12 protein-coding genes are annotated in these 20,893 nt (G+C 47.1%); 6 read left to right on the top strand and 6 right to left on the bottom strand.

Features of this window, described 5'->3' with window-relative positions:
• Position 1 precedes the first annotated feature (1 nt).
• The gene (locus CUS_RS10980; RefSeq protein ID WP_002850506.1) at positions 2 to 496 is read left to right on the top strand and encodes a nitroreductase family protein; all 495 of its coding nucleotides are present in this window, start codon (positions 2 to 4) and stop codon (positions 494 to 496) included.
• A gap of 179 nt (positions 497 to 675) precedes the next feature.
• Here CUS_RS10980 and CUS_RS10975 read toward each other — a convergent pair whose 3' ends face one another.
• Both CUS_RS10975 and CUS_RS10970 read right to left on the bottom strand, forming a co-directional pair.
• Entirely contained in the window at positions 676 to 1,305 is a 630-nt protein-coding gene (locus tag CUS_RS10975; RefSeq protein WP_002850482.1) for a sugar O-acetyltransferase, read from the bottom strand.
• A gap of 131 nt (positions 1,306 to 1,436) precedes the next feature.
• A complete protein-coding gene (locus CUS_RS10970; protein WP_002850626.1) occupies positions 1,437 to 2,873 on the bottom strand; it encodes an ABC transporter substrate-binding protein in 1,437 nt (478 codons plus the stop codon).
• A gap of 497 nt (positions 2,874 to 3,370) precedes the next feature.
• Between CUS_RS10970 and CUS_RS10965 the strand changes: the two genes are divergently transcribed.
• The 5 genes from CUS_RS10965 to CUS_RS10945 all read left to right on the top strand — a co-directional run bounded on the left by CUS_RS10965 (position 3,371) and on the right by CUS_RS10945 (position 8,522).
• Complete coding sequence (locus CUS_RS10965) at positions 3,371 to 5,281, top strand: substrate-binding and GGDEF domain-containing protein (RefSeq protein ID WP_002850593.1); 1,911 nt, start codon at positions 3,371 to 3,373, stop codon at positions 5,279 to 5,281.
• A 485-nt stretch (positions 5,282 to 5,766) separates the two neighbouring features.
• Positions 5,767 to 6,489 (top strand): SipW-dependent-type signal peptide-containing protein, encoded by a 723-nt coding sequence (locus CUS_RS10960; RefSeq protein WP_002850440.1) that lies wholly within the window; start codon positions 5,767 to 5,769, stop codon positions 6,487 to 6,489.
• The gene (locus CUS_RS10955) at positions 6,462 to 7,043 is read left to right on the top strand and encodes a signal peptidase I (RefSeq protein ID WP_100084574.1); all 582 of its coding nucleotides are present in this window, start codon (positions 6,462 to 6,464) and stop codon (positions 7,041 to 7,043) included. The genes CUS_RS10960 and CUS_RS10955 overlap by 28 nt, the downstream gene beginning before the upstream one ends.
• The gene (locus CUS_RS10950) at positions 6,997 to 7,824 is read left to right on the top strand and encodes a SipW-dependent-type signal peptide-containing protein (protein WP_002850671.1); all 828 of its coding nucleotides are present in this window, start codon (positions 6,997 to 6,999) and stop codon (positions 7,822 to 7,824) included. Before CUS_RS10955 ends, CUS_RS10950 begins: the two co-directional genes overlap by 47 nt.
• A 14-nt stretch (positions 7,825 to 7,838) precedes the next feature.
• A complete protein-coding gene (locus CUS_RS10945) occupies positions 7,839 to 8,522 on the top strand; it encodes a hypothetical protein (RefSeq protein WP_002850459.1) in 684 nt (227 codons plus the stop codon).
• Positions 8,523 to 8,613: 91 nt separating this feature from the next.
• Here CUS_RS10945 and CUS_RS10940 read toward each other — a convergent pair whose 3' ends face one another.
• From CUS_RS10940 to CUS_RS10925, 4 genes are all read right to left on the bottom strand, one after another.
• Positions 8,614 to 17,571, bottom strand: coding sequence for a SpaA isopeptide-forming pilin-related protein (locus CUS_RS10940; RefSeq protein WP_002850662.1), 8,958 nt, complete (start codon positions 17,569 to 17,571; stop codon positions 8,614 to 8,616).
• A 169-nt stretch (positions 17,572 to 17,740) separates the two neighbouring features.
• Complete coding sequence (locus tag CUS_RS10935; protein ID WP_037277104.1) at positions 17,741 to 18,520, bottom strand: class B sortase; 780 nt, start codon at positions 18,518 to 18,520, stop codon at positions 17,741 to 17,743.
• Positions 18,517 to 19,356, bottom strand: a complete 840-nt coding sequence (locus CUS_RS10930) for a hypothetical protein (protein ID WP_002850432.1) — start codon at positions 19,354 to 19,356, stop codon at positions 18,517 to 18,519. Before CUS_RS10930 ends, CUS_RS10935 begins: the two co-directional genes overlap by 4 nt.
• 55 nt (positions 19,357 to 19,411) lie before the next feature.
• Entirely contained in the window at positions 19,412 to 20,890 is a 1,479-nt protein-coding gene (locus tag CUS_RS10925; protein ID WP_002850483.1) for a BsaA family SipW-dependent biofilm matrix protein, read from the bottom strand.
• Positions 20,891 to 20,893 lie beyond the last annotated feature (3 nt).

Raw genomic sequence — 20,893 nt, 5'->3', positions numbered from 1 at the left:
CATGGACGAGATATTCACAAGGGTCAGCATAAGAAAATTTGAGGACAGACCTGTTGAGCAGGAAAAGCTCACAAAGATACTCAAAGCGGCGATGGCTGCGCCCTCAGCGGGCAATCAGCAGCCGTGGGAATTTTTCGTGGTGACCGACAAGGCTAAGATAGAAGCGCTTTCAAAGATAAGCCCATATGCAGGCTGTGCGGCGGGGGCACCTGCTGTGATAGTCCCCTGTTACAGGACAGAGGGACTGCGCTGGGGCGAATTTGCAGAGATAGACTTATCATGCGCTACCGAGAACATTCTGCTGGAGATAACCGCGCAGGGACTTGGCGGAGTGTGGCTGTGCGCCGCACCGCTGGAGGACAGAATGACTGCCGCCGAGAAAGTTCTTGGAAATCCCAAAGGAATGCGGGTATTCGCGGTGATACCTGTGGGATACCCCGCAGAAAGCCGTCCGCAGCAGGACAGGTTTGACGAGAGCCGAATACATTATCTATAAACACAAAAGCCCGAAAGCGGTATGTTTCACGCTTTCGGGCTATTTTTATTGTGGTTATCCCGCTGACACACCACAAAAACAGCGGCTATACAGAACTTAAGGTTCTTGGCGTATGGTGCTCAATTATCCTTTTGTTTACCGCATTTTTAGTTGGTGTGCTAAAGGGATAGTCATAATTTTTATTTCAGATGATATCTCTCGCGGAGTTCATCGGGTATCCTTCTGTCTTTGAAGTAAAACTCGCGGTCATGGTCACCTATATTACGATGGACTTTGCAGGGGTCGCCAAACGCAAGAACATTTGACGGGATATCCTTAGTGACCACGCTGCCTGCGCCGATGACCACGTTATCACCGATGGTCACGCCGGGTACGATAATGACACCCGCGCCTATCCAGCAGCATTTTCCGATGTGAACAGGCATATTATACTGGTAGCCGTCAGTCCTGAGCGCCGCATTAAGCGGGTGTCCTGCTGATGCCACCACCACGTTCGGTCCGAACATTGTGTAATCGCCCACGTAGATATGCGTGTCGTCCACCAGTGTAAGGTTGAAATTGGCATAGACCATCTTACCGAAATGGCAGTGTTTTCCGCCGAAATTTGCGTGGAAAGGCGGCTCGATATAACAGCCCTCGCCTATTTCGGCAAACATCTCTTTCAGCATAGCTTCGCGCTTTGCTGACTCAGTGGGGCGGGTGTGATTATAGTCATAGAGTCTGTCAAGGAACCTTACCTGTTCTTCGAGGATAGCGCTGTCGTTAGGCAGATAGAGTTCGCCTGTGTGAAGTTTGTTTATCTCGCACATATTATTGACCTCCTTACAACCGAAAAGACCGAGGCAGAACCTCGGTCTTCTCGTAGGGTAAAAATGAAGGATATTTTTCGCATCAATTGCTTGCACACGATCAATGCGTAATATCTGGAAAGCGTAATTAATCACTCAGCAGTAGGCTCAGACTGTATATTCTCGTTAGCTTCCTTCAGCAGGTAGTCAACAGAAGCCTTGTTCTCTTCAACACACTGAGTCCATGTGGTAGCGCCGCCGCCTGTAAGTACAGTAGCCTGACGAACGGTCTCCATAGTGGTCTTGAGTTCTTCAGATACACCTTCCTGGAAGTCATACAGAGGGTGATCGTTACAAAGTGCAATAACTTCATCTCTCATCTTCATCATGTCGTCGTTCCACTTATAGTCTTCGATGTGCTGCTTTCTGCCGATCTCATCAGCTTCGCTCAGTGTAGCCATACGGCAGTTCATATATGCTGCGAAGCCCTTGGGGTTAGGAGCATTCTTGCAGAGCAGATAGCCATCAACTCTGGAAGTTACCCAGTAAGTATCGCTGTCGTCCATTCTGGGCATTGGTACGAACATGATCTCGCCTGCTTCAACATCACCGAATGCGCTTACGCTCTCGGGAGTACCCTCAATGCCCCACAGACCAACAGGATAGAACAAGGTCTGATAAGTACCAACGCCAAGACCTGTTGTGCCATCGCCTCTGATAGACCAGTTATTGGATGCTCTGTCGAAGAATACATCGTTCTTGCCCAGATTGTACATCAGTTCCTGAACCTTTGCTACCTTAGGATCTTCCATATTATTGACAAGTTTACCGTCCTTAAGACCGATCAGAGGAACACCGCAGGTATCGTTCAGCGCTGCTGCATACCACCAGCCGTCAAGACCTACCTTCTCCTCTTCCTGATTGGTGAATTCGGTACACATCTCAGTGAACTTAGACCAAGTCCACTCGTCATTGTAATAAAGTTCAGCAGGATCGTCCAGACCGTTCTCCTCGATGGTCTTTGTGTTATAAACACATACATACTGAGGATAGGACTGTATACCTGCAACATAGTGACCGCCGTTGAACACGAACGCATCGCAGGTTGCCTTTGCAGGTGCCCACAGCTCGCTGTCAAGGTCAACATAGTCATCGATAGGCTCAAACATAGCCTTTATTGCGCCCTTAGGGAAGCCGTCCATATCCATTGCGGAGAAGAAGTCGGGCGAGTCATTCGCCATTACCATCTTCGCAAGATCCTGATAACGGTTTTCCCATGTGGTCTGTACATACTCTATCTTACCGTCATAGGTATCCCAGAACATCTGAAGATCTGCACCTACAACGCCGCCCTCGCTGGGGTTGATATCCCAGTGGGAAAGGAACCTGATGGTCTTATTCTCAAGCTCAGTGGTATCCAGTTTGTTCTGTGCCACTTCGTTCAGCTTATCCTTATCTTCCTGCGCGATCTCTTTAGCTTTAACAGAACTTGCTTCGCCGTCATTACCCGAATCGCTACCGCATGCTGCCATGCCTACGCACATGGTCAGAGCAAACAGACCTGCAAGAAATCTCTTTGTCATTTTCATAATAAAATACCCTCCTTGATCAAAAGCGTCATGTCTTTTTCGTGCCGACGCCTGCAACACTACTATGCAAATATTATTTTAACAGTTTGTTCACCTAAAGTCAATTCGCTTTTATCACATTTTTGAAGATGAAATTTCGTCAATTTTGCCGAAGAGCCAATAAACAATGTGTAAATTTTGCCATAAAGCGCCAATTCAAACTTTAAATGAACATTCCCGATAATTTCGTGCTGCCCCATTCCTTATCCTGATAACATTATATTATCTTTTTAAGATATTTTCTTATCAATAATTGCGCCAAACGCACCGTTTATTGCGAATGTTGTCTGAATTGGTGTTAATTTTTACTTAATGTGAACTTTTTTTGGCAATTTTTGAACGTACAGTGCTTCATTTCGCAATAATTTGTATTGACTTTGAATTGGTGTCGTGGTATAATATTATTAAATGATGTAAGAATGTTTTTGCTGCAATTCTTTTGTTCGGAGATGATACATATGATTAACAACCGAAAATCCATTGCTGTTTTCACCAATCAGGTCACTACAGGTTATCGCAGGACTTTCTGCGAAACTATAAATTCCACAGCTACTTCACTGGGATATAACGTGGTGTTCATAAATTTCATGGGTATCATTGGCGGCAAGCACCGCGATTACGGTAACTACGAATACAAATTCATAGATGTTATCCCTTACGGCGAATTTGCAGGCATTATTTTTGATGAAGAGAGTTTTACTATCGACGGAATGGTAGAAAAGCTGGTCGCACAGATAAAAGAAAAGGCGCACTGCCCTGTCATCAGCGGCAGCAGCTATATGGAGGATTTTTACAATATAGTTTTTGATGACGCATCGGGTGTCGAACAGATGGTACAGCACCTATACGATGTTCACGGCTGCCGTGAGATAGGCTTTCTTTCGGGACCTTTTGAACACCCCGATGCTGCTGCAAGGCTGGCAGCTTTCAAGGTCGTTATGAAGAAGCTGGGGCTTCCCGAAGAGGGTGCGGGCATATTTGAGGGCAATTTCTGGTTCAACAAAAGTGTTGAAGCGGCAGATTTCTTCTTCGGGGAGGGCAGGGAGCGTCCCGAAGCGATAGTTTGTGCGAACGATTACATGTTGATGGGTCTTTACAAAGCCCTGAAAGAACGCGGCATACGAGTGCCGGAAGATGTGATACTGACAGGATTTGACGGCACTGAAGAGGGTCAGTCGTTCATACCAAGACTGACTACTGTTGACCGCAAGCGCGAGGTAGTGGCTGATGAAGCTGTGCGCATGATAGACAAGATGGTAAAGGGTGAGAAATGTCCAAAACTCGTCAAGGTAAAGGCGAGCCTTATACTTGCCAACACCTGCGGATGCAAGAGCATCGACTATAAAAAAGAAGTAAGGCGCGTTAATCTGAGCACTGAGCAGAACAGGACTGTCAATTATTATCTGGGCGATGTTATCGGCGCTACCCTTAAGATGAACCTTGTGGAATCGATAGAAGACCTTGAGAGTGCTTTTGCCGAACATGCGGTGAATTTCGGCGGATACAGGACTTTCTGCCTTATGACATACGTAGATGAGAAAAGCGGAAAGACCTCACTGGAAAAAGCGATGACCCTGCCTACAAGCAAGGTCTACCCTGCAATGATGGTAGACAAATGGCATGATTTTGAGGGCTGTGAGCGCAAGGTATTCTCCACTGAGGAATTTCTTCCTGAAGAGTCTGACAACGACCCGAAGATGATGTATGTCACCAGCATGCACTGCGGCGACAGGGTATTCGGGTATTGCAGCATCGCCATGACGGGTTCGGGTATTTTCAACGAATTCTTCAATGTATGGATAGCTACGCTGGCGGTGGCACTGGAGTCACTGCTGAGGCAGAACAATATCCGCGAACTGATAAGCAGTCTTGAAGATACCAGTGTACGTGATGGTCTTACGGGGCTTTACAACCGTCGGGGGTTTGAAACACGTTCTGCCGAAGCCGCACGCAGAATGCACCGCGATGAACTTGCGTGTGCAATGGTCATAGATATGGATGGTCTTAAGAAAGTCAACGACCACTACGGACATGCAGAGGGCGATTTTGCCATAAGGAAGATCGCTGAGATCATAAACAGCTGTTCCATCGGAGGTAAGATAGCGGGCAGGACAGGCGGTGACGAGTTCTACATTTTTGTGCCGTGCTGTGATGAATCGAAAGCAGAATCGTTCCGAAGAGAATTTCTTGAAAAGATATCCGAATTCAACTCGAAAGGTGAAAAGCCATATCTGCTTGATGCCAGCTTTGGCGCTTATATACACGAGATAGGTGCCGCCTGCGATGTCGAAGAACTTATAAAGGTCGCTGACGAACATATGTATGAAGCAAAGCAGGCTAAAAAAGCCCGAATGTCTGCCAATAGATGATCTGATAATATGATAACTGAGAATAAACAGATGAAAGCCTGCTGTAGTGCGCTCGAATCTGTTTATTCTTTTTTGTGGTTATCCCGCTGACACACCACAAAAACAGCGGCTATACAGAACTTAAGGTTCTTGGCGTATGGTGCTCAATTATCCTTTTGTTCACCGCTTTTTTAGTTGGTGTGCTAAAGGGATAGTCATATTCTTTTTTTACACAGTGCAGGCGGTGGGTGAAGAAAACTGCATGATATCGATACGTCTGCCGACATGTTGTTTATATATAGTATATCGGCAGAAGATATGCCGCGCTGCTTCCGTAATTTACCATATATATTTATATGCAAAAGCCCTTGCATTTTCAGCTTGTTCATGTTATAATAACAGTATATAAATATTGCACGACCATATTTTTAACACAAAAGCAAAATAGCGCATAATAGCACACACGCTTTATATGCAGGCTTGTGAAACAGAACGAAGGTGAAAAAATGGGAAGAAACAAACGCCGCATGCTGGCGCTGTCAATGACTGCGCTCACAGTCATTGCGGGGACGCTTGCGTATTTTACAAGCGTTGACAATGTAACAAATACTTTCGGGTCAGCGACTTTGCAGATACGTGTCACCGAACCGCACTGGCGGAATGACCCGACTATAGTCCCCGAACAGAAGGTCGATAAAGACCCGTATATCGTCAATACCGACAAGACACCCGCTTATGTCTTCATGCAGGTGACTGTGCCTGTACAGGAGGTAACACTTGAAAAAAACAGCGGCGATGACAAGGGCATAAAACTTAATACCTGTTCTGTACCGCTTTTTCGCTTTATAAACAGCGATGATGAATATTCAGCCGATGCACTCGGCAGTGAACAGCTGTTCAACAAGGGCTGGCACCCGATGGCAGACTATACCCGCAAAAATACCGATGACAGCGGCAAAGTCACGGGAATAACATACCTTTACGCATGGACAGATAATGATGACCCCGCTGTCGATGACATGGCGGTGCTGTATCCCGGCAAGACCACTGATACTCCCCTGTTTGACAAGGTGATATTCTGCAACGCCCGCGAGGACGATGCGCTTTCGGGCAGTTCGCAGTTCATAGATATAAAAGTCTTCGGCATTCAGACAGAGTATCTCAAATCCTCTGACGAAACAGAAACAAAGGCAGATAAAGTATGGCATTACCTGAGCAAAGAACTGTGACCGTGATCTTGCGTACAATATGGTCGGCGGTTCAGAAGGCTGCTTCTTTTGTGACAACGCTCATCATAATATGTGCGATAGCGGTAACGGCGCTTTTTCTGGCAAAGATAAAGCCTTATGTGGTCACAACAGGTTCGATGGTACCTGCGATACCTGTACACAGCGTATGCTTCGTTAACGAGAACGCCACGCTGGAAAGCATTGCGGTCGGTGATGTGATATCTTTCAGAATGGGCGAGAGTGCGCTGGTCACCCACAGGGTAACAGCCATAAACGACGGCAGATACACCACAAAAGGCGATGCCAACAACACTGAGGACACCTCGCCCGTGACTGCTGAAAATTACATCGGCAAGACGGTATTCGTTATACCGAAGATAGGTACTGCCGCTGTTTTTTTACACCGCAGGACAGGCAGGGTGCTGGCGGCAGTTGTAATAGTACTGTTGATGGTCACCAGCTTCATACCGACTAAAAAAGATGAAAAAACAGGAAAGGAGATAAAAAGTGGAACGTTCAAAGCTGAAAAAAATAGCACTGATCGCGAGCCTTAGTGCGCTGGCACTGGTCGGTGCGACGCTCGCTTTCCTGACAAGCACAGACAATGCCGTCAACAAGTTCACTGTCGGCAAGGTCGCGCTTAAGATAGAAGAGGATTTCGATGAAGACCAAAAACTTTCTGCGGGTCAGATAATAACCAAACAGCCCAGCGTGAAAAATACGGGCAGTGTAAAAGAACTTTTCTTTGCAGAAGTTTATCTGCCGCGTATGGAAGCCGCATTCCTTGATGCGGACGGTCAGCGCATCGTCCCTGACGGGGTCACGCTGTCAGAACCGCCAAAGGCTGAGGAATTTCTGCAAACGCAGGCGATATTCAATCTGCTGGCAGGCGTTGAGGACGGCACAGAAAAAGGCTATATCCTTGAACCGACAGATAAGTGCAAGTGGGAATTCTCTTACAACAAAGCCACAAATTCGGCGGCGGGGTGGGAATATCTTGAACTGACAGATATATCGCCGCGCACCGAAGATATAACCAAAGTTCAGGGCATGATGGACGGCAGTTATGACATATATCTGCTGGGCTACAGCGAATGGGTCGCCCCTGACAAGGTCACCATACCCATCTTTGACCGCTTGCAGATGCGCAGTGTAGTTGATGCTGATATTGCGGAAGGGACTGTGGGTCAGGTGCAGATAAATGCTTATACCATTCAGGCTGACGCGCTGGAGATAAGCGGACTTTCGGGTGACGGCACAGCAGATCGCCCTTACAGCGCCGATGACCTTAAAAAGATATACGCAGTCGTCAGCAATAAAGAGGCGACCCCATAGAAAGGAGCTGTCAGATGACAAAGAAAAAGAAAACTGCCGCCGCTGTTTCGGTCGGTGTTCTTATGCTGGCGGCGATCGGGGCTGTACTGGCATATTTCGGTGCCAAAGACAAAAAGCCTAACCTTGTGGGCGTGGGCGAAGACAAGATAAACGTTTCAGAAGTTTTCACGCCGCCCGACCAGACGAACGACTTTTTCTACCGCAAGCTGGTACAGATAGACAACACGGGCAGTGTTCCCTGTTATGTGCGGGTACGGCTGGAGATGTCCGACTCTGATATACAGTCGAAGGCTTCATTCTCGGCTGATATGCGCGAAGAAGCGCCGAATGTCAGCGATGACGGTTATGATGACTTTCTTGCCACATTCAGGAAGGCAGAAGTCGGAGAAGACACAGAAGACACGAAGTACTACATAAACGATCTGCCCGAAGGCTGGGTGTATGTTCGTGAGGAAAGCCCCACCGAACCGTCAGTGACCGCAGGCTATTATTACTACACAAAGCCTGTCGAGGCGGGCGAGTCCACGAAAGAACTGCTTTCATGGGTACACATGGACTACAGCGGCACCGACCCCGCCGCCCACGATGTTTATGTTTACGCCGAAAGCGTACAGACTGTAAAAGCCGAAGACGGCACCGACTACACAGCCGATGAACAGAACGGCTGGAAAAGTGCGTGGCATGATTTTGCGGGATAAACAAAATATTTCAGCCGCCGAGTTTTTTCGGCGGCTTTTTTGCATAAAAAGATGCCCGCAGATCTTGCCTGCGGGCATCAGTGTTTATGGATTATGAAGCATTAATAATTGTGTTGTATTTACGCTGAAAGTGATTTCCATTTGCATCAACAAGGTCAATACCTTGAAGATCTTCCACATTGTTATAATTCTCGAAAATATAGTCACCATTGTTTTTGCCATATTTTTGCATATTGATATTATCATTGGTATTCCAGATCCATGTTGAGAATGCTCGCTTAAACTCAGAAGCTGTAAGCCCCTTACATCCTCTGAACATTTCTTGCGCATTAAACAGATTTGAGAAATCACCTGAAAGATCTAGTGTAGTTAAATTTTCACATCCAAAGAACATCTGCTTTGTTTGCGCGGAAATATATGTATCTTCCGGTCCCCATACAGTACCGTTTCCAGCTTCAGACGTATCCACTGTCATTGAAACAGAAACCAGTTTTTTACAATCACGGAACATTCTGCTCAAATACATCAACCCGGTTTTCTTAATAGGTCTGTATAATGTAAACTCGGTGATAGCTGTATTTTGGAACATATATCCACACATATTCATGCCGGAAAAATCCCAATCAAACATGCCGCTTACATCTGAAAGCATTTTATAATTCATAAACAGGTTGGGCGTATTTTTATAATTATTTTCGTTCTGCACCAAATATACTGTTCCATTTGTAGGAAGAAGAGTTTCTCTATCTACAGTATACCAGTAGACTTCTGTACCAATAGCATAGAATCGAACATAATCAGGATAAGGAGAACCGGAAGGATAATTTCCTGCATAAGAGTCATATGTCAATCTATGGTTATCATCACAGCTATTCCAACCAGCTTCGTTACCCTCCTTAAATGCGGTCATATTTGATGGAGTCACACCAGTGATCTTACCGGATACATATCCTGCATTATTTATGCCTAATATACCGCTGTCATTAAGCGCATCTTTAGTAGTCAATATCACCCTAGCAGTCAACGGCTTTTCCGTGATTTTTCCGACAACTGCCTGGAATGTGAATGCCGAAATGTTATCGACCGGCTGCGGGCGGGTATATTTTTCGGGCAGGAGGTCGCCGTGTTTGTCGTTGGCGGCAAGATATGCAGGCCATGTTCCGCTGAAAATGTACTGCACTATCTCGTCCTTTGACGCATCTTCATTCCGCCTGAACTGTATCACATCGCCGTTTATGTCTGTCAGAGGTCTGCCGTCATCACCAAGCAGATACCAGTATGACAGCGCATAGCCGTCAAGAACGGTCAGCGTGTCAGTCTGTGAAGCGTCCTGCATAGACTTTGTGTAGGTGTTGCTGCCCACAGGCTTTGTGTAGATGACTGCCACTGTGCTGTCCTTGCCTGCACCTTCCGCCTGCGGGAAATACGACCTGTTAGACACATCGTTTTTCAGCACCAGCTTTTTTACTGTGTCAGCCTGAATCTCGCTGAACGTAAGGTTAAGCGTGCTCTTGACCATTCCCGTATCGCCCTCGTTGTATTCGCCGTCGTTGCCGTAGCCTACGTCCAGCAGAATAGTCTGACCTGCGAAACTTGCGGGGTTTTGGGCAGTTATTTTCAGTATGCCCGATGCGGAATCAAATGACACATCGGTGATATTATCCACATTATCAACGGTTGACTTGAACGAAACATTGTTCAGTGAAGTCAGCGGTCTTGTAGTGCCTGTGTTGTAACTCAGCACCGCTTCAAAGTCCTTGTCAGCACTTCCCAGCGCAGACTTAAGGTCTATCTCATAGGTGTAGGTACTTTCAGCGCCGCCATATACAGGCACAAGGGGTTTGTAGATGGGTTTGAAAGCTGTCAGATACTCGCTTTCGGGTATGCGGTTGTCGGCGTATGACACCTGACTGAAATTGTCGTAACGATTTATCCTGTTCTTGTATTTTACACGGAATACAGGAATATCGTCTAAGTCGCTTTCTGTCAGGTCACAGAAAGCCTGCCATGACGCGCCGCCGTCAACTTCGTACTTATGTTTATCAGACCTGCATACCGTGTAAGAAGTCTTATCGTCCATGCCGACAGACTTGTACTTTGCTGTTGTGTCAGCGGGGTCACCGACCATTTCCAGACCATAGCACTCGTACCTCGACACAGGCAGTTCTTCGATAAGATACTGACCCTCAGGCACACTTACCATAGCCGAACCACTCACAGTGCCGTCAGCCGCCGCATTAGCCGCCGAAAGGTGTATCGCAAGGGTGTACTCCTTGCCTGTTTTGTAGTAGTCATCGCCGTTCACCGTTCTCACAGCACTGCCTTTTGCCTCTGTACTCAGCCCATAGACCTTGAACATGAAAGTCGGTTCGCCGTAAGCCTTGAAGTACTCAGCGCTCGGTATCTCCTTGTCAACGATTATTGCCGCCATAGCACTTGGGTCTTCGCATTTGAGGAACTGGTTATCGCAGTTATAGGCATTCACTGTGAACACCACATCATCTGCAAGACCGTAGCCCTCAGGCGGGACAGTTTCGCGGAAGTAGTATGACTTCCAGTCAAGACCTCTGACACAAAGCTGACCGCCCTGGTCTGCCGTCACGTAAGTGTCAGTGATACAGCTTTTTATCTTTTGGCTGTCAGCCGAACCGTCAAACAAGACATACTTTTTCTTGTTATCGTCATAATAGCTGCTGCCGTCTGCCGAAACTGCGTAGTAAGTAAGGCGCAGGTCGCTGACCGTCGGCGTAAAGCCGTAGATGTCTGCAAAATCGTCACTTGCAGCAACATGTAATATATCGCCGCTGTTGTCAAGTTTGTATGTTACGGTCACACTGCCGCCGTCTTTGAGATTAAAGGTCAGCTTATCCTTGTCATTGACAGTAAAGCTGTCAACCAACAGTTCTTTGGTAGTTACCGAAGCGTTCGGCTTATCGGACAGCCTGAGCATCGGCACTGACATGACCTTTTCATTATCGCCTGTATACAAATTGAACTGTGCGCCGAACAGCTTGGTGTGATTACCGTCAACGCTTTCCTTAGCCTGTTTATAAAGCCATACCTTGCCGTAGGTCTTGGCATCGGTGACCTCGACCTCGATAAGTGTGTCCACCGAACGGGAGTTCACTGCGAACACATAAGGCGTTCTGTCTTCCTGATAGCCCGCAGGTGCTTTGACCTCATAGAAGTAATAGATGCCCCATTCAAGACCGTCAGCGGTAATGGTAGCACCGCGCTTGGCAGGGTCGCCGTTGGTCTGCATATCCTGCTTTATCGCCTTGTCTATGGTCACATCGGTATTACCGACCACAGTCTTTGGTCTGCCCTTAGATAAGTCAAAATGGTCGCTGATGTTTATATCGGTTATCTCAGGGTCGGTCTTAGCCAGTTCTTTTCTGATATCACTGTCAGACATAGCCGCGAACTCTTCGGGAGTTTTGCCCAGCACTTTCGCTTTTTCAGCATCGGTCAGGTTAACCTGATAAAGCGCGAACACACCGTCTGACAAGCCCAGTCTGTCTTCGTTGGTCTTGATGAGTCTTGCCTTGCCGTTTTTGCGTTCATCGGAGTGCGATGCGAAAAATTCATGGTACTCAGGCACTTTGCGATAAGTTTCTATCCAGCCGTCTTCATTGGGCTGTGTGCCGTTTTCATCGGCAACTGCTGTATCGGTGAGCGTGCTGTTGTGGGTGATGGTCTGCTGATCGATAACGACCACCTGACTGTGCAGGTCATCAGCAGTGTTTTCACCGTCGATGAAAGACCACGTTTCCCACTTGCCCATATCATTGTTCCAAAGATAGCCCACAGGCGGCAGGAACTCATACAGCAGATATGTGCCGAATGGCAGGTTTTCGATAAGCGCTTCACCGCTTGCATTGGTGGTCACCTGCTTTATCGGCTCGCCCCAGTACTTCATGAAGTTTGCGGAGTTTGTGATGCCCAGCGAATTGACCGCCGCATTCTCTGCCGCTGTAAGGTAGTCCTCAGCCGACAGGGTATCATCGGTATTCTCAGACAGTCTGTAGACATTGTATGCCGCATTTTTCAGCACGTTTTTCTTATCCTGTGCATCTGACTTTGTCAGCCTTATCCTGCTCAGCACCTCTTCATCTTTCAGCAAAAGCGTACCTTTCAGTTCGCCCTCATCAGAGAAATTGACATTTCCGAACTCGTCTATATAAGAGGGCATAACGTTGAAATACTGCCTTTGCCTGTTCAGCTGATAGCCCAATGGTGCAGATACTTCTTCAAGGATATATGTGCCGTAGGTCAGCCCGCTGACAACTATCATGCCATCGGCGGTGAAATCTTCGCTAAGAGCATTCTTTTCGGTGTAGCTGACGCTGGTCAGGTCAGCCGTATGACTGCTTGAACCGCTTGTGCCTTTGAGCGTGTAGCTTTTTTTAGCTTCGCTGTATGCAAAATACAACAGTGACTCAGAGCCGTCATCCTCGATATAATACATGTGGTAGACAGCATCGTTGAGGGGGACCTCAGGTTTGCCCTCTTCGCTGTATCTGTTCGCATCGATCTTACGGAATTTAGCCATCGCGGTTTCGATGGGGTCATCTTCGACCACAAGGCGTTCGGTCTTTTCAAGCTGTTCTGCCGAATACAGATCTATCTCGCCGTTTGCATCGGGTGTGACAGGCTGATATTTAACAAGTTTGTAGCCTATCGGGGCAGCAGTGTTCACCAGATAATACTTTTTGCTGCTGTCAAGCCCTGTCAGGTGCACCAGACCATCACTGCCTGTTGTTATCTCATAAAGCTGTTCGTCATTTGCGGCGGGTTCTGAACCCTCCATAAGCCTCAGCTGATACTTCACGCCTGCCATAGGCATCTTTTTAAGTATCATGAAAGTGATGGTGCTGTTATCTGCAACACTGAACCAATAGCCATCGGGGTCATCAGCGCTGCTGCCAATAAAATATGAACCCGCAGGCAGCGATGACACTTTCAGGCATCTGACACCGTGATCGACACACTGACACTTAAGAACAGCAGAAGCCGACTCACTGTCAGGGTCATAGATGTATTCCTGTTGAACTGCATCATATGCAAGTTCTGTTAACATAATTCCGTCATCACTGTAGATGTGGAAGACTTTGTTTGCATCGACCGGATCTCTGCCGCTGTAGACAGAGTTTTGATAAGCATCATACTCCATCTTGTTGACTATCAGGTGTTCACGATCGATCTCTTCCGCAGTTTTCAGATCGGTGGTGTAATAGAACACCGAATTTTCATCTGATATGGCGCGGAACCTGAACAGGGTCGGGTCAAGCACATAACCGGCAGGTGCTTTGGTTTCCTTGTAATAATAGATGCCCGGCGAAAGGTTCATCTGCAAAACGCCTGCCAGATTTACGGCTTTGTTTTCCATCGGGAACTGCTCATTTCCGCCCTTTTCATAGTACCAAACTAAATTGTCATCAGAATCAACTTCAGTACCCGCCGCAGGCGAACCCTTATAAACGTTGAACCTAGCGCCTGTCAGACGCTTGCTTCCGTCCTTTGCGCTTACTTTCATCAGTTCTACGTTATGGCGCATGATCACCATTGTTGTATTGCTGACAGAGTACATTGGGAAATCAACACCGTTGACGCTGTTCTCACCCTCTGCAAAAACGTGGGTATCGTTATAAGCTGCGCGGTTATTGTTGGCATCAGCACCGTCATTGGTCAATGAGGGTGCGCTCATATCGATGTAAGCCCTCAACTGCATTTCCTTGTCATCACCAACAATGTGTGCGCCCTTAAAAATAACGGCTACGGCATAGACATTCTGGCGGTTTATGACATATTTTCCGTCAGTATACTGCGCTTTTTCCCAGCTAGTACTTATATCATCTTTAAGTCCGCTGTATACGGCGAGGTCTGCGGCATAGTTACTGCCAACATCTGTAGATGCGGGTGTCGCGCCGTACTGACTCAGATGTGATATCGAATCATCGACTTTACCATAGGCATGGTTGTATGTGCCGTCTGTACTTTCCGAAACACCTGCTGACTCTCTCAGCAGATAGTAGACCTCCGGGGTGTATTCATAGTTGTCGCCCGCTTCAAAATGCACATTTCTGACATAGCCATGCCATGCGGAGTCTTGCAGACCGTCAACGATATCAAGCAATATCGGGTCTGAAACTTTCTCGCGCGCATCGGTGGAATATCTGTTGAACAACAGCTTATAGGTATACTCCGATGTCATGCGCTTTGTGTTTTCATCGAGGTGTTCGGCGTTACTGCCATCTACCTCAGCTGAGTTGTCATAGACCCAACCGTTGTAATAGCTTGACACGTACTTGTTCACATAGTTGCTCTTCTGCGAGCCGAGCGCATGTATCGACACCTGTGCCGAGTCCATCGACACTTCACGCTCATAGGCAGTGCCTTTTGTGGGGTTCAGGCTGTCGCGTGCGGGCAGAAGGGTCTTGTTGTGGTCTTTCGATGCGGAGAGCCGCACATTATCATCGAGCACAGTGATGAAAGCATTTGTACGGAACCATTCGGTCGATGTATCCAGTGCACTGAACTGCATCTGGGTTATATTCGCATCATACCCAAATTCAACAGAGGTCAGCGCACTTGAATCGAGTGCCATGCCCCTGAAATCAAATTCTGCCACGACACACTTCCGCTCTTCATCATAGTACACGGTTACCGCATCGTTTTCCAGCACAAAGTTCTCATCAACAGCAGTCGAACCGCCCAGCAGAGTTCCGCTGAATTTAAGCGACTGTCTGAACTTTTCCAGCCAGTTTTCGTCAATGGTCAGGTTATCGGGCACGCGCGAATATACCGCAAATCGCTGAAGCGCTTTCTGCGTATCAGACTGTACAGTGCCGCCCGCAGTTATCTCGGCGGAGTAATAATTGCTCGCGCCATGACCTGTCATTTCGTGGTACTCAAAATCTTTCATGCCTGCTTTGGCATCTATGGTGGTAACAGAATCTCTCAGCCACGTATTTGAATGCACAGTGTTGTGGGTATTCCTGACTATCTTGCCGTTTTCGTAAGCAGAAGAACTGTCATTCTCGGCATAAGTCTTGGTGACATCATAATCACCGACAAACTGTCTGCGTTCAAAATAGTTCACCAGCTTAGTGCCGAAGTTTGAATTTTCTGTCGCCCTGCCAGCGCTGTTATAGAAATTCTCGGTATCGATGATGATGCGGTCGTAGTCCTCTTCCCTGACGTTGTAGGCGATATCGACATTTGCGCCAACATCGGCACGAATGTTCAGGTCGCGCACTATAAGCTGTATCTCATCAACGCCCGCAGGCAGATACACAGGCGTTTCGGTGACAGTATTGCCCGTGTGCGCCGCACCTGTTATGGCATTGCCCGAAACATCGACCTTTGTCCATTTGCCGTAAAGTTCAGACTGAGGGTCATTCGACCTGACAAAAATATCAAAATCAAAACCTGTAGTGGTATTGGGGTCAAGAGTGACAGAATCGCCCTTTACCAGTTTTTTCACGGATATGCGCGTGAAGTCATACTCGCTGTACTCCAGCTGTCTGCTTTCGATATCCTTAAGGTTTTTGATATCGGGTGCGCCGTCAAAGTAGACAAGGTCATATTCGGGAACGGATATCACATCACCTGCTGAGTTCTTTTCTTCCAGACGCGGTGTGCGGCCTGTAAGACTATAGGTGACGACCTTGCCGCTGAATATGTTATCATACAACAACTGATTAGCGCCGTTGTAATGTCTTGCATGGGATTCATACCAATGCTTGTCATATTCTTTCGCCAGATTTATCTCATACTCATTATACTTGACCATATAACCGCCGTTGCCAACAGGCTGTTTGTCTTCCGTTGAAAGGTAATGGGCGGCGGTATCGGTGATATCGACAACTGTCTGTTCATCGTCATACTGCACAAGGTAGTGAGATGTCAGCGTTATCTTCTGGCTGCCTGTTGAGTCGATGACATCATTCAGAACACCGATGCGGTACTCAGAAGTGTAACTCTGACCCGCCTTCTGGTCACCTCTTCCGCGAAAATCGTAGAAGCCCAGCATATCGCCGTTCATCACCAGCGGCACTACATTGCCTGCCGAGTTTACGACCATCAGATCTTCTTTCTGCAATCCGTCTAATTTGACCTCGATGAAATGATCCGATGTCTTTATGCCCCTCGACTTTCGGCTAGCTACCTGTTCATCATAGTTCTGTTCGATGATATGGGCATCTAATTCCTGATTTGAGGCATCGGTCGCTGTACCGTTTTTCTTCGTATACTCGGTCATGCCGTCAAGACCCAGCACCGAACGGTAGCTTCGCCAGTCATATTTGCTGTTCAGGTTATTGAAATCGGTATCGTTTATATCCTTGCAGACTATCTTGACATTGTTCTCATCATGCACCGAATGGTACTTTAAGTTTATGGGGTTCGACTCAAGTGTGATAGCGGGGAGTTTCGGTATCTTCTCGGTCACCCATTCGCCCTTTTCTTCGTCATATGTCTTCTTTGTTTCGACCTCAGTGACCTTTACGGAGGTCTTAAGTTCGATATCCGCGCCGTCCACAGCATCGCGCGAATTGAACTGCCATGTGAAAGTAGTTTCGTTATTTGAACTTATCTCCACCTTGTTGATGAAAGTATAGGTATCAGTCGCCTCGTCCTTGACATAATCCCATGTGCCTACGAGGTTAGGGTCGTTGAGGTTCATGGTCAGCTTGCCGTTTCTGATAAGTTCATCAAGACCTGTTATGGTGAATTCCATGTTGCCCGGTTCTATCTTCTTTGCCAGATTGAAGAAGAAAGTGGTTTTTAGCACAGGGTTTTCATCTGTTTTCTCTGTCAGTGTCAGTTCGGTGCTGTTCTTGTCAAGGGAGTATTCACGGTCTGTACCGTTGTTCTCGCCAAGACCTGTTGTATCCCAGTGAAATCCGACCGAATAATCGGAAGCCGCCGCATATGTTTTCAATCCGCCCAGTATCTCATACGCAGTGCGTTCACCGAACAGATCAAGCACCATGACCAGTGCCAGCATAAAAGCCATCACTCGTCCGAAAGCTGTCTTTGTTCTCATTATCCGATCATCTCCTTTCAGAAAAATATCTCCATATAACATAACGCGCACCCGAATCCCAGTTTTGCGGAAATCAGATGCGTTATTATTTCATAGCAAGAATATATACATCAGGCAGTATACGCTGCCGTAAATTTCCGTTTAGGCGGTGTAAAACAAGAAAAACCGCTTATTTCTGTTTGATAACCCCCACCAGCACTCCCCTTGCCTCCCAGAATTCATAGGTGCAGGTCGAGAGCAGCAGCAGCCGTGTGTCACCGCGTTTCAACTCATCAGCCGTAAAGCCCGAAGTGTATGACGCGCTTGAAAAAATGTGATCTATATACCCGTCACGGTCAGACTTTTTTGTCAGCCCCACCTGATAGGCATAGTCATCGCTGGGTATGTTGAGGTATGCAAAGAAATCCACTTCACACATGCCATCAGCCGTCAGCAGTTCACCGCGCGGGTGAGCCGCCATATAAGAACTTTCCTTATATTTTGCAATATCTGCGAACATCGCCTGTTCGCCCTGAATATGGTGGGCGTAGACTATCGAAACACTTTCTCCGAAGCCCTCGCACCTATAGTCCAGAAACGGGCAGCCCAGACCGCAGTTATACTGCTTGTCAAAGCCGTTCTGCAAATAGAAACTGTTATCAGATGCCTGAACTATCGGGTAATCGATGCCTGTACCATCAATGGTCAGCCAGCCAACAGACTCGTCATTTTCGGCTTTAAGGTCTGCCAGCGGGTCATATTCGGGCTGACTTTCATTTTCTTTACTGACAGCCTGCGCCTCAGTCACGGAAACATCGGGTCTTACCCTATCAAACAGTTCACGCTGTTCTTTGTCGGCATCTTTCAGCTGTTTTCGCGGCAGATACGCTTCATCATAGTAGCGTTTCGCACAATATATCCCCGCGCAGGCGAGTATGACGACCATCGCCCACAAAACGAGTTTTTTCACTTATCCTTATCCTTTTTCTGCTTCTTTATCAGCACCAGCAGCACAGCTATCATCACTGTGATGACACCCATCGCAGCCAGCCACACGGTACCGTTTTTAAGCACAGCGCCCGTGTACGGCGGGAAAAATCCATCAGCCTTTGAGGTCGGTATCGCCGCGCTTTCCTGCTTGTCGGGGACAGAACTCCTGCGGTCATCGATATCTGTCTGCGAGTCGGGTACATCGACCATCGCATAGAATATCCACTTGAACTCTATCTCGCCCTCAGCATAACCCGAATCACCGGGACCCACCAGCACATGTTCGCCGTCCTTATCGACAAGCCTGTGTCCGTTATCAACGTTCTGAATGACATCTATATCGTTCCAGACTATCTCGCACCTAAGCACATGCGACTCACCCGGTTCATAATTGCCGCAGTCGAAATGCTGTTCGCTAAGGTCAAAATTGCCTTTGCCGTTGACATCACCGCGATATATCTCTTCACCGTCAAGAAAAAAACTGCATTCACAGCCCTTTTCGAGGTCTATCTCGCCAGCCTTGAAAAGCGGTTCGACATAGAAATAAATGTGATACGAATGATCTTCGCGCAGGTTCATCAGCTGTATATTTTTGCTGTAGACCTCACCGAACTGCATATCCTCCACATGGAAGAAGTACTCACCCGTAGCGGAATTTACTGCATTGCCCTCGTCATCGAGTGCCGCCAGCCTTTCCGGAAGCCCCTTTACCGCGCCATCGGGCAAAGAAGTTTCCGCAAGGGCTGTTATGCCCATTGCGTTTATCCCGATAAGCAGACTGCCCATGATCGAAGTGAAAAATTGTTTGATTTTCATGGACAGCCTCCTTTCGGGAAAATAATAGTGTGTTTGGAGATTTTTTGGGGTTAGATCAGTTGGCAGCTGTCCAAGTAATAGTATTGATTTCAGGAGCGCCAACTGTCGCTTCAGCCTTTGCAGCCGTTGCAGTATCACCTGTTGCTACAGTCCAGCCATCCTTGACAGGTTCAAAATTCTCGTTGCCTGCCTCGTCCATAGTAACCTGAACAGAGTCAAGGAATACATCAAGGTCAAAATCAAATGCAAGGTAAGCACCATTCTTGGTATTCTCCGACAACTTTACGCTGTCAACCAGCTTTGTTGTGGAGTCGCCTGCTTCAACATCGTTGTTGTAGTAGAACGTAGTAGTATGGTCTGCTGCCGTACCGCTTATAGCAGTCCATGCCTCAGCACCATCACCTATATTATCAAGATTTACATCGATCGAAACAGCCTTATCACCGGTACCGTAAGTTACTACAAACTTTTTATTTGTTGCATCATAAGTCCATTTAAGATCATTATCTGTCGAACCTGTATTTATGACCTTTTCAGATGCGGTGTACAGATATACCTTTTTACCTTCATTAATAGTCACAGGAAGAACCTGATCTTTACTGGGCGTAGCTGTGCTGTTATCATTTATAGTACCCGCAGGCAGAACATAGTCAGAATGACCGTTAGCACCGATTTCATTGTGCAGTGCAAAATACTTGTTAAGAGTAGCATCATAGTAATAACCGCTGTACTCATACTTATTTTCAGTGCCATCAGCAGTTTCTGCTACATTTCTTCTGAAAATATACAGACCTGTTGTTTCAGGCTTAAATGTAGAAGCATCGATAGCACCAAAGTAATTTGTGTCAGTAGCTGTTATCTTATTTTCAGCTGTAGAATTACCCGTACCAACTTTTGTACCCTTTGCTACATTTGTCATTGTAGCGGTGCCACCAGTATAGATCGGCAATTCTGTAGCCTGTTCAAGCTCCCATGTATAACCTGCTTTTTCAGGTGCATAGACCAGCACACCGCCAGCCTGTACAGACTGAACTTCACTGAATGTTGCAGGCTGATTTGTGTTCTCATTAGCATCAGTCTTATGTGCTTCGTCCTTAGGATTATCGATCTGTTTCTGACTCAGTTCGCGATAATAAACATTGTTTCCTGTGCCGTAAGTCAATCCAAGATCAATAAGTTTCTGATCATTAACAGCTGTAAATGAAACATTTGAAGTTGCATCAACAGAGGGTGTATCCTCATTCAGCAATCTCATCTGACCGCCGAGCCACATTCTTACGAACGCATCAACGTTGCCTGTGTTGACAGCGGAAACGTCCTTGTTGATGGTCTGACCCGGTACCCATTCCTCGGGGGGCTGGAAATCTTCGGCAATGCTTACATCATACTTTGCACTTGCCGACAGACGGTTGGTAACTTCGTCCTTAGATGTGAACCACGCGAAAGTAGAACCTGCAACGATCGTTGCTGCGACGATGATAGAAGCAACGAGTATGCGTTTTTCCTTAGCGGACTTCTTTTTTGTGTTTGTCATATT

It is taken from the genome of Hominimerdicola alba 8, assembly GCF_000178155.2.
GTDB lineage: Bacteria > Bacillota > Clostridia > Oscillospirales > Ruminococcaceae > Hominimerdicola > Hominimerdicola alba_C.
The sequence above is the reverse complement of the archived record's forward strand: the minus strand, read 5'-3'. Positions and strand labels throughout refer to the sequence as shown.

What these genes read in the sequence shown, in the direction of transcription:
- CUS_RS10925 (WP_002850483.1), bottom strand. Translation starts at nt 20,890, where the DNA reads ATGACAAACACAAAAAAGAAGTCCGCTAAGGAAAAACGCATACTCGTT.
- CUS_RS10970 (WP_002850626.1), bottom strand. Translation starts at nt 2,873, where the DNA reads ATGAAAATGACAAAGAGATTTCTTGCAGGTCTGTTTGCTCTGACCATG.
- CUS_RS10930 (WP_002850432.1), bottom strand. Translation starts at nt 19,356, where the DNA reads ATGAAAATCAAACAATTTTTCACTTCGATCATGGGCAGTCTGCTTATC.
- CUS_RS10940 (WP_002850662.1), bottom strand. Translation starts at nt 17,571, where the DNA reads ATGAGAACAAAGACAGCTTTCGGACGAGTGATGGCTTTTATGCTGGCA.
- CUS_RS10975 (WP_002850482.1), bottom strand. Translation starts at nt 1,305, where the DNA reads ATGTGCGAGATAAACAAACTTCACACAGGCGAACTCTATCTGCCTAAC.
- CUS_RS10965 (WP_002850593.1), top strand. Translation starts at nt 3,371, where the DNA reads ATGATTAACAACCGAAAATCCATTGCTGTTTTCACCAATCAGGTCACT.
- CUS_RS10955 (WP_100084574.1), top strand. Translation starts at nt 6,462, where the DNA reads ATGGCATTACCTGAGCAAAGAACTGTGACCGTGATCTTGCGTACAATA.
- CUS_RS10960 (WP_002850440.1), top strand. Translation starts at nt 5,767, where the DNA reads ATGGGAAGAAACAAACGCCGCATGCTGGCGCTGTCAATGACTGCGCTC.
- CUS_RS10980 (WP_002850506.1), top strand. Translation starts at nt 2, where the DNA reads ATGGACGAGATATTCACAAGGGTCAGCATAAGAAAATTTGAGGACAGA.
- CUS_RS10945 (WP_002850459.1), top strand. Translation starts at nt 7,839, where the DNA reads ATGACAAAGAAAAAGAAAACTGCCGCCGCTGTTTCGGTCGGTGTTCTT.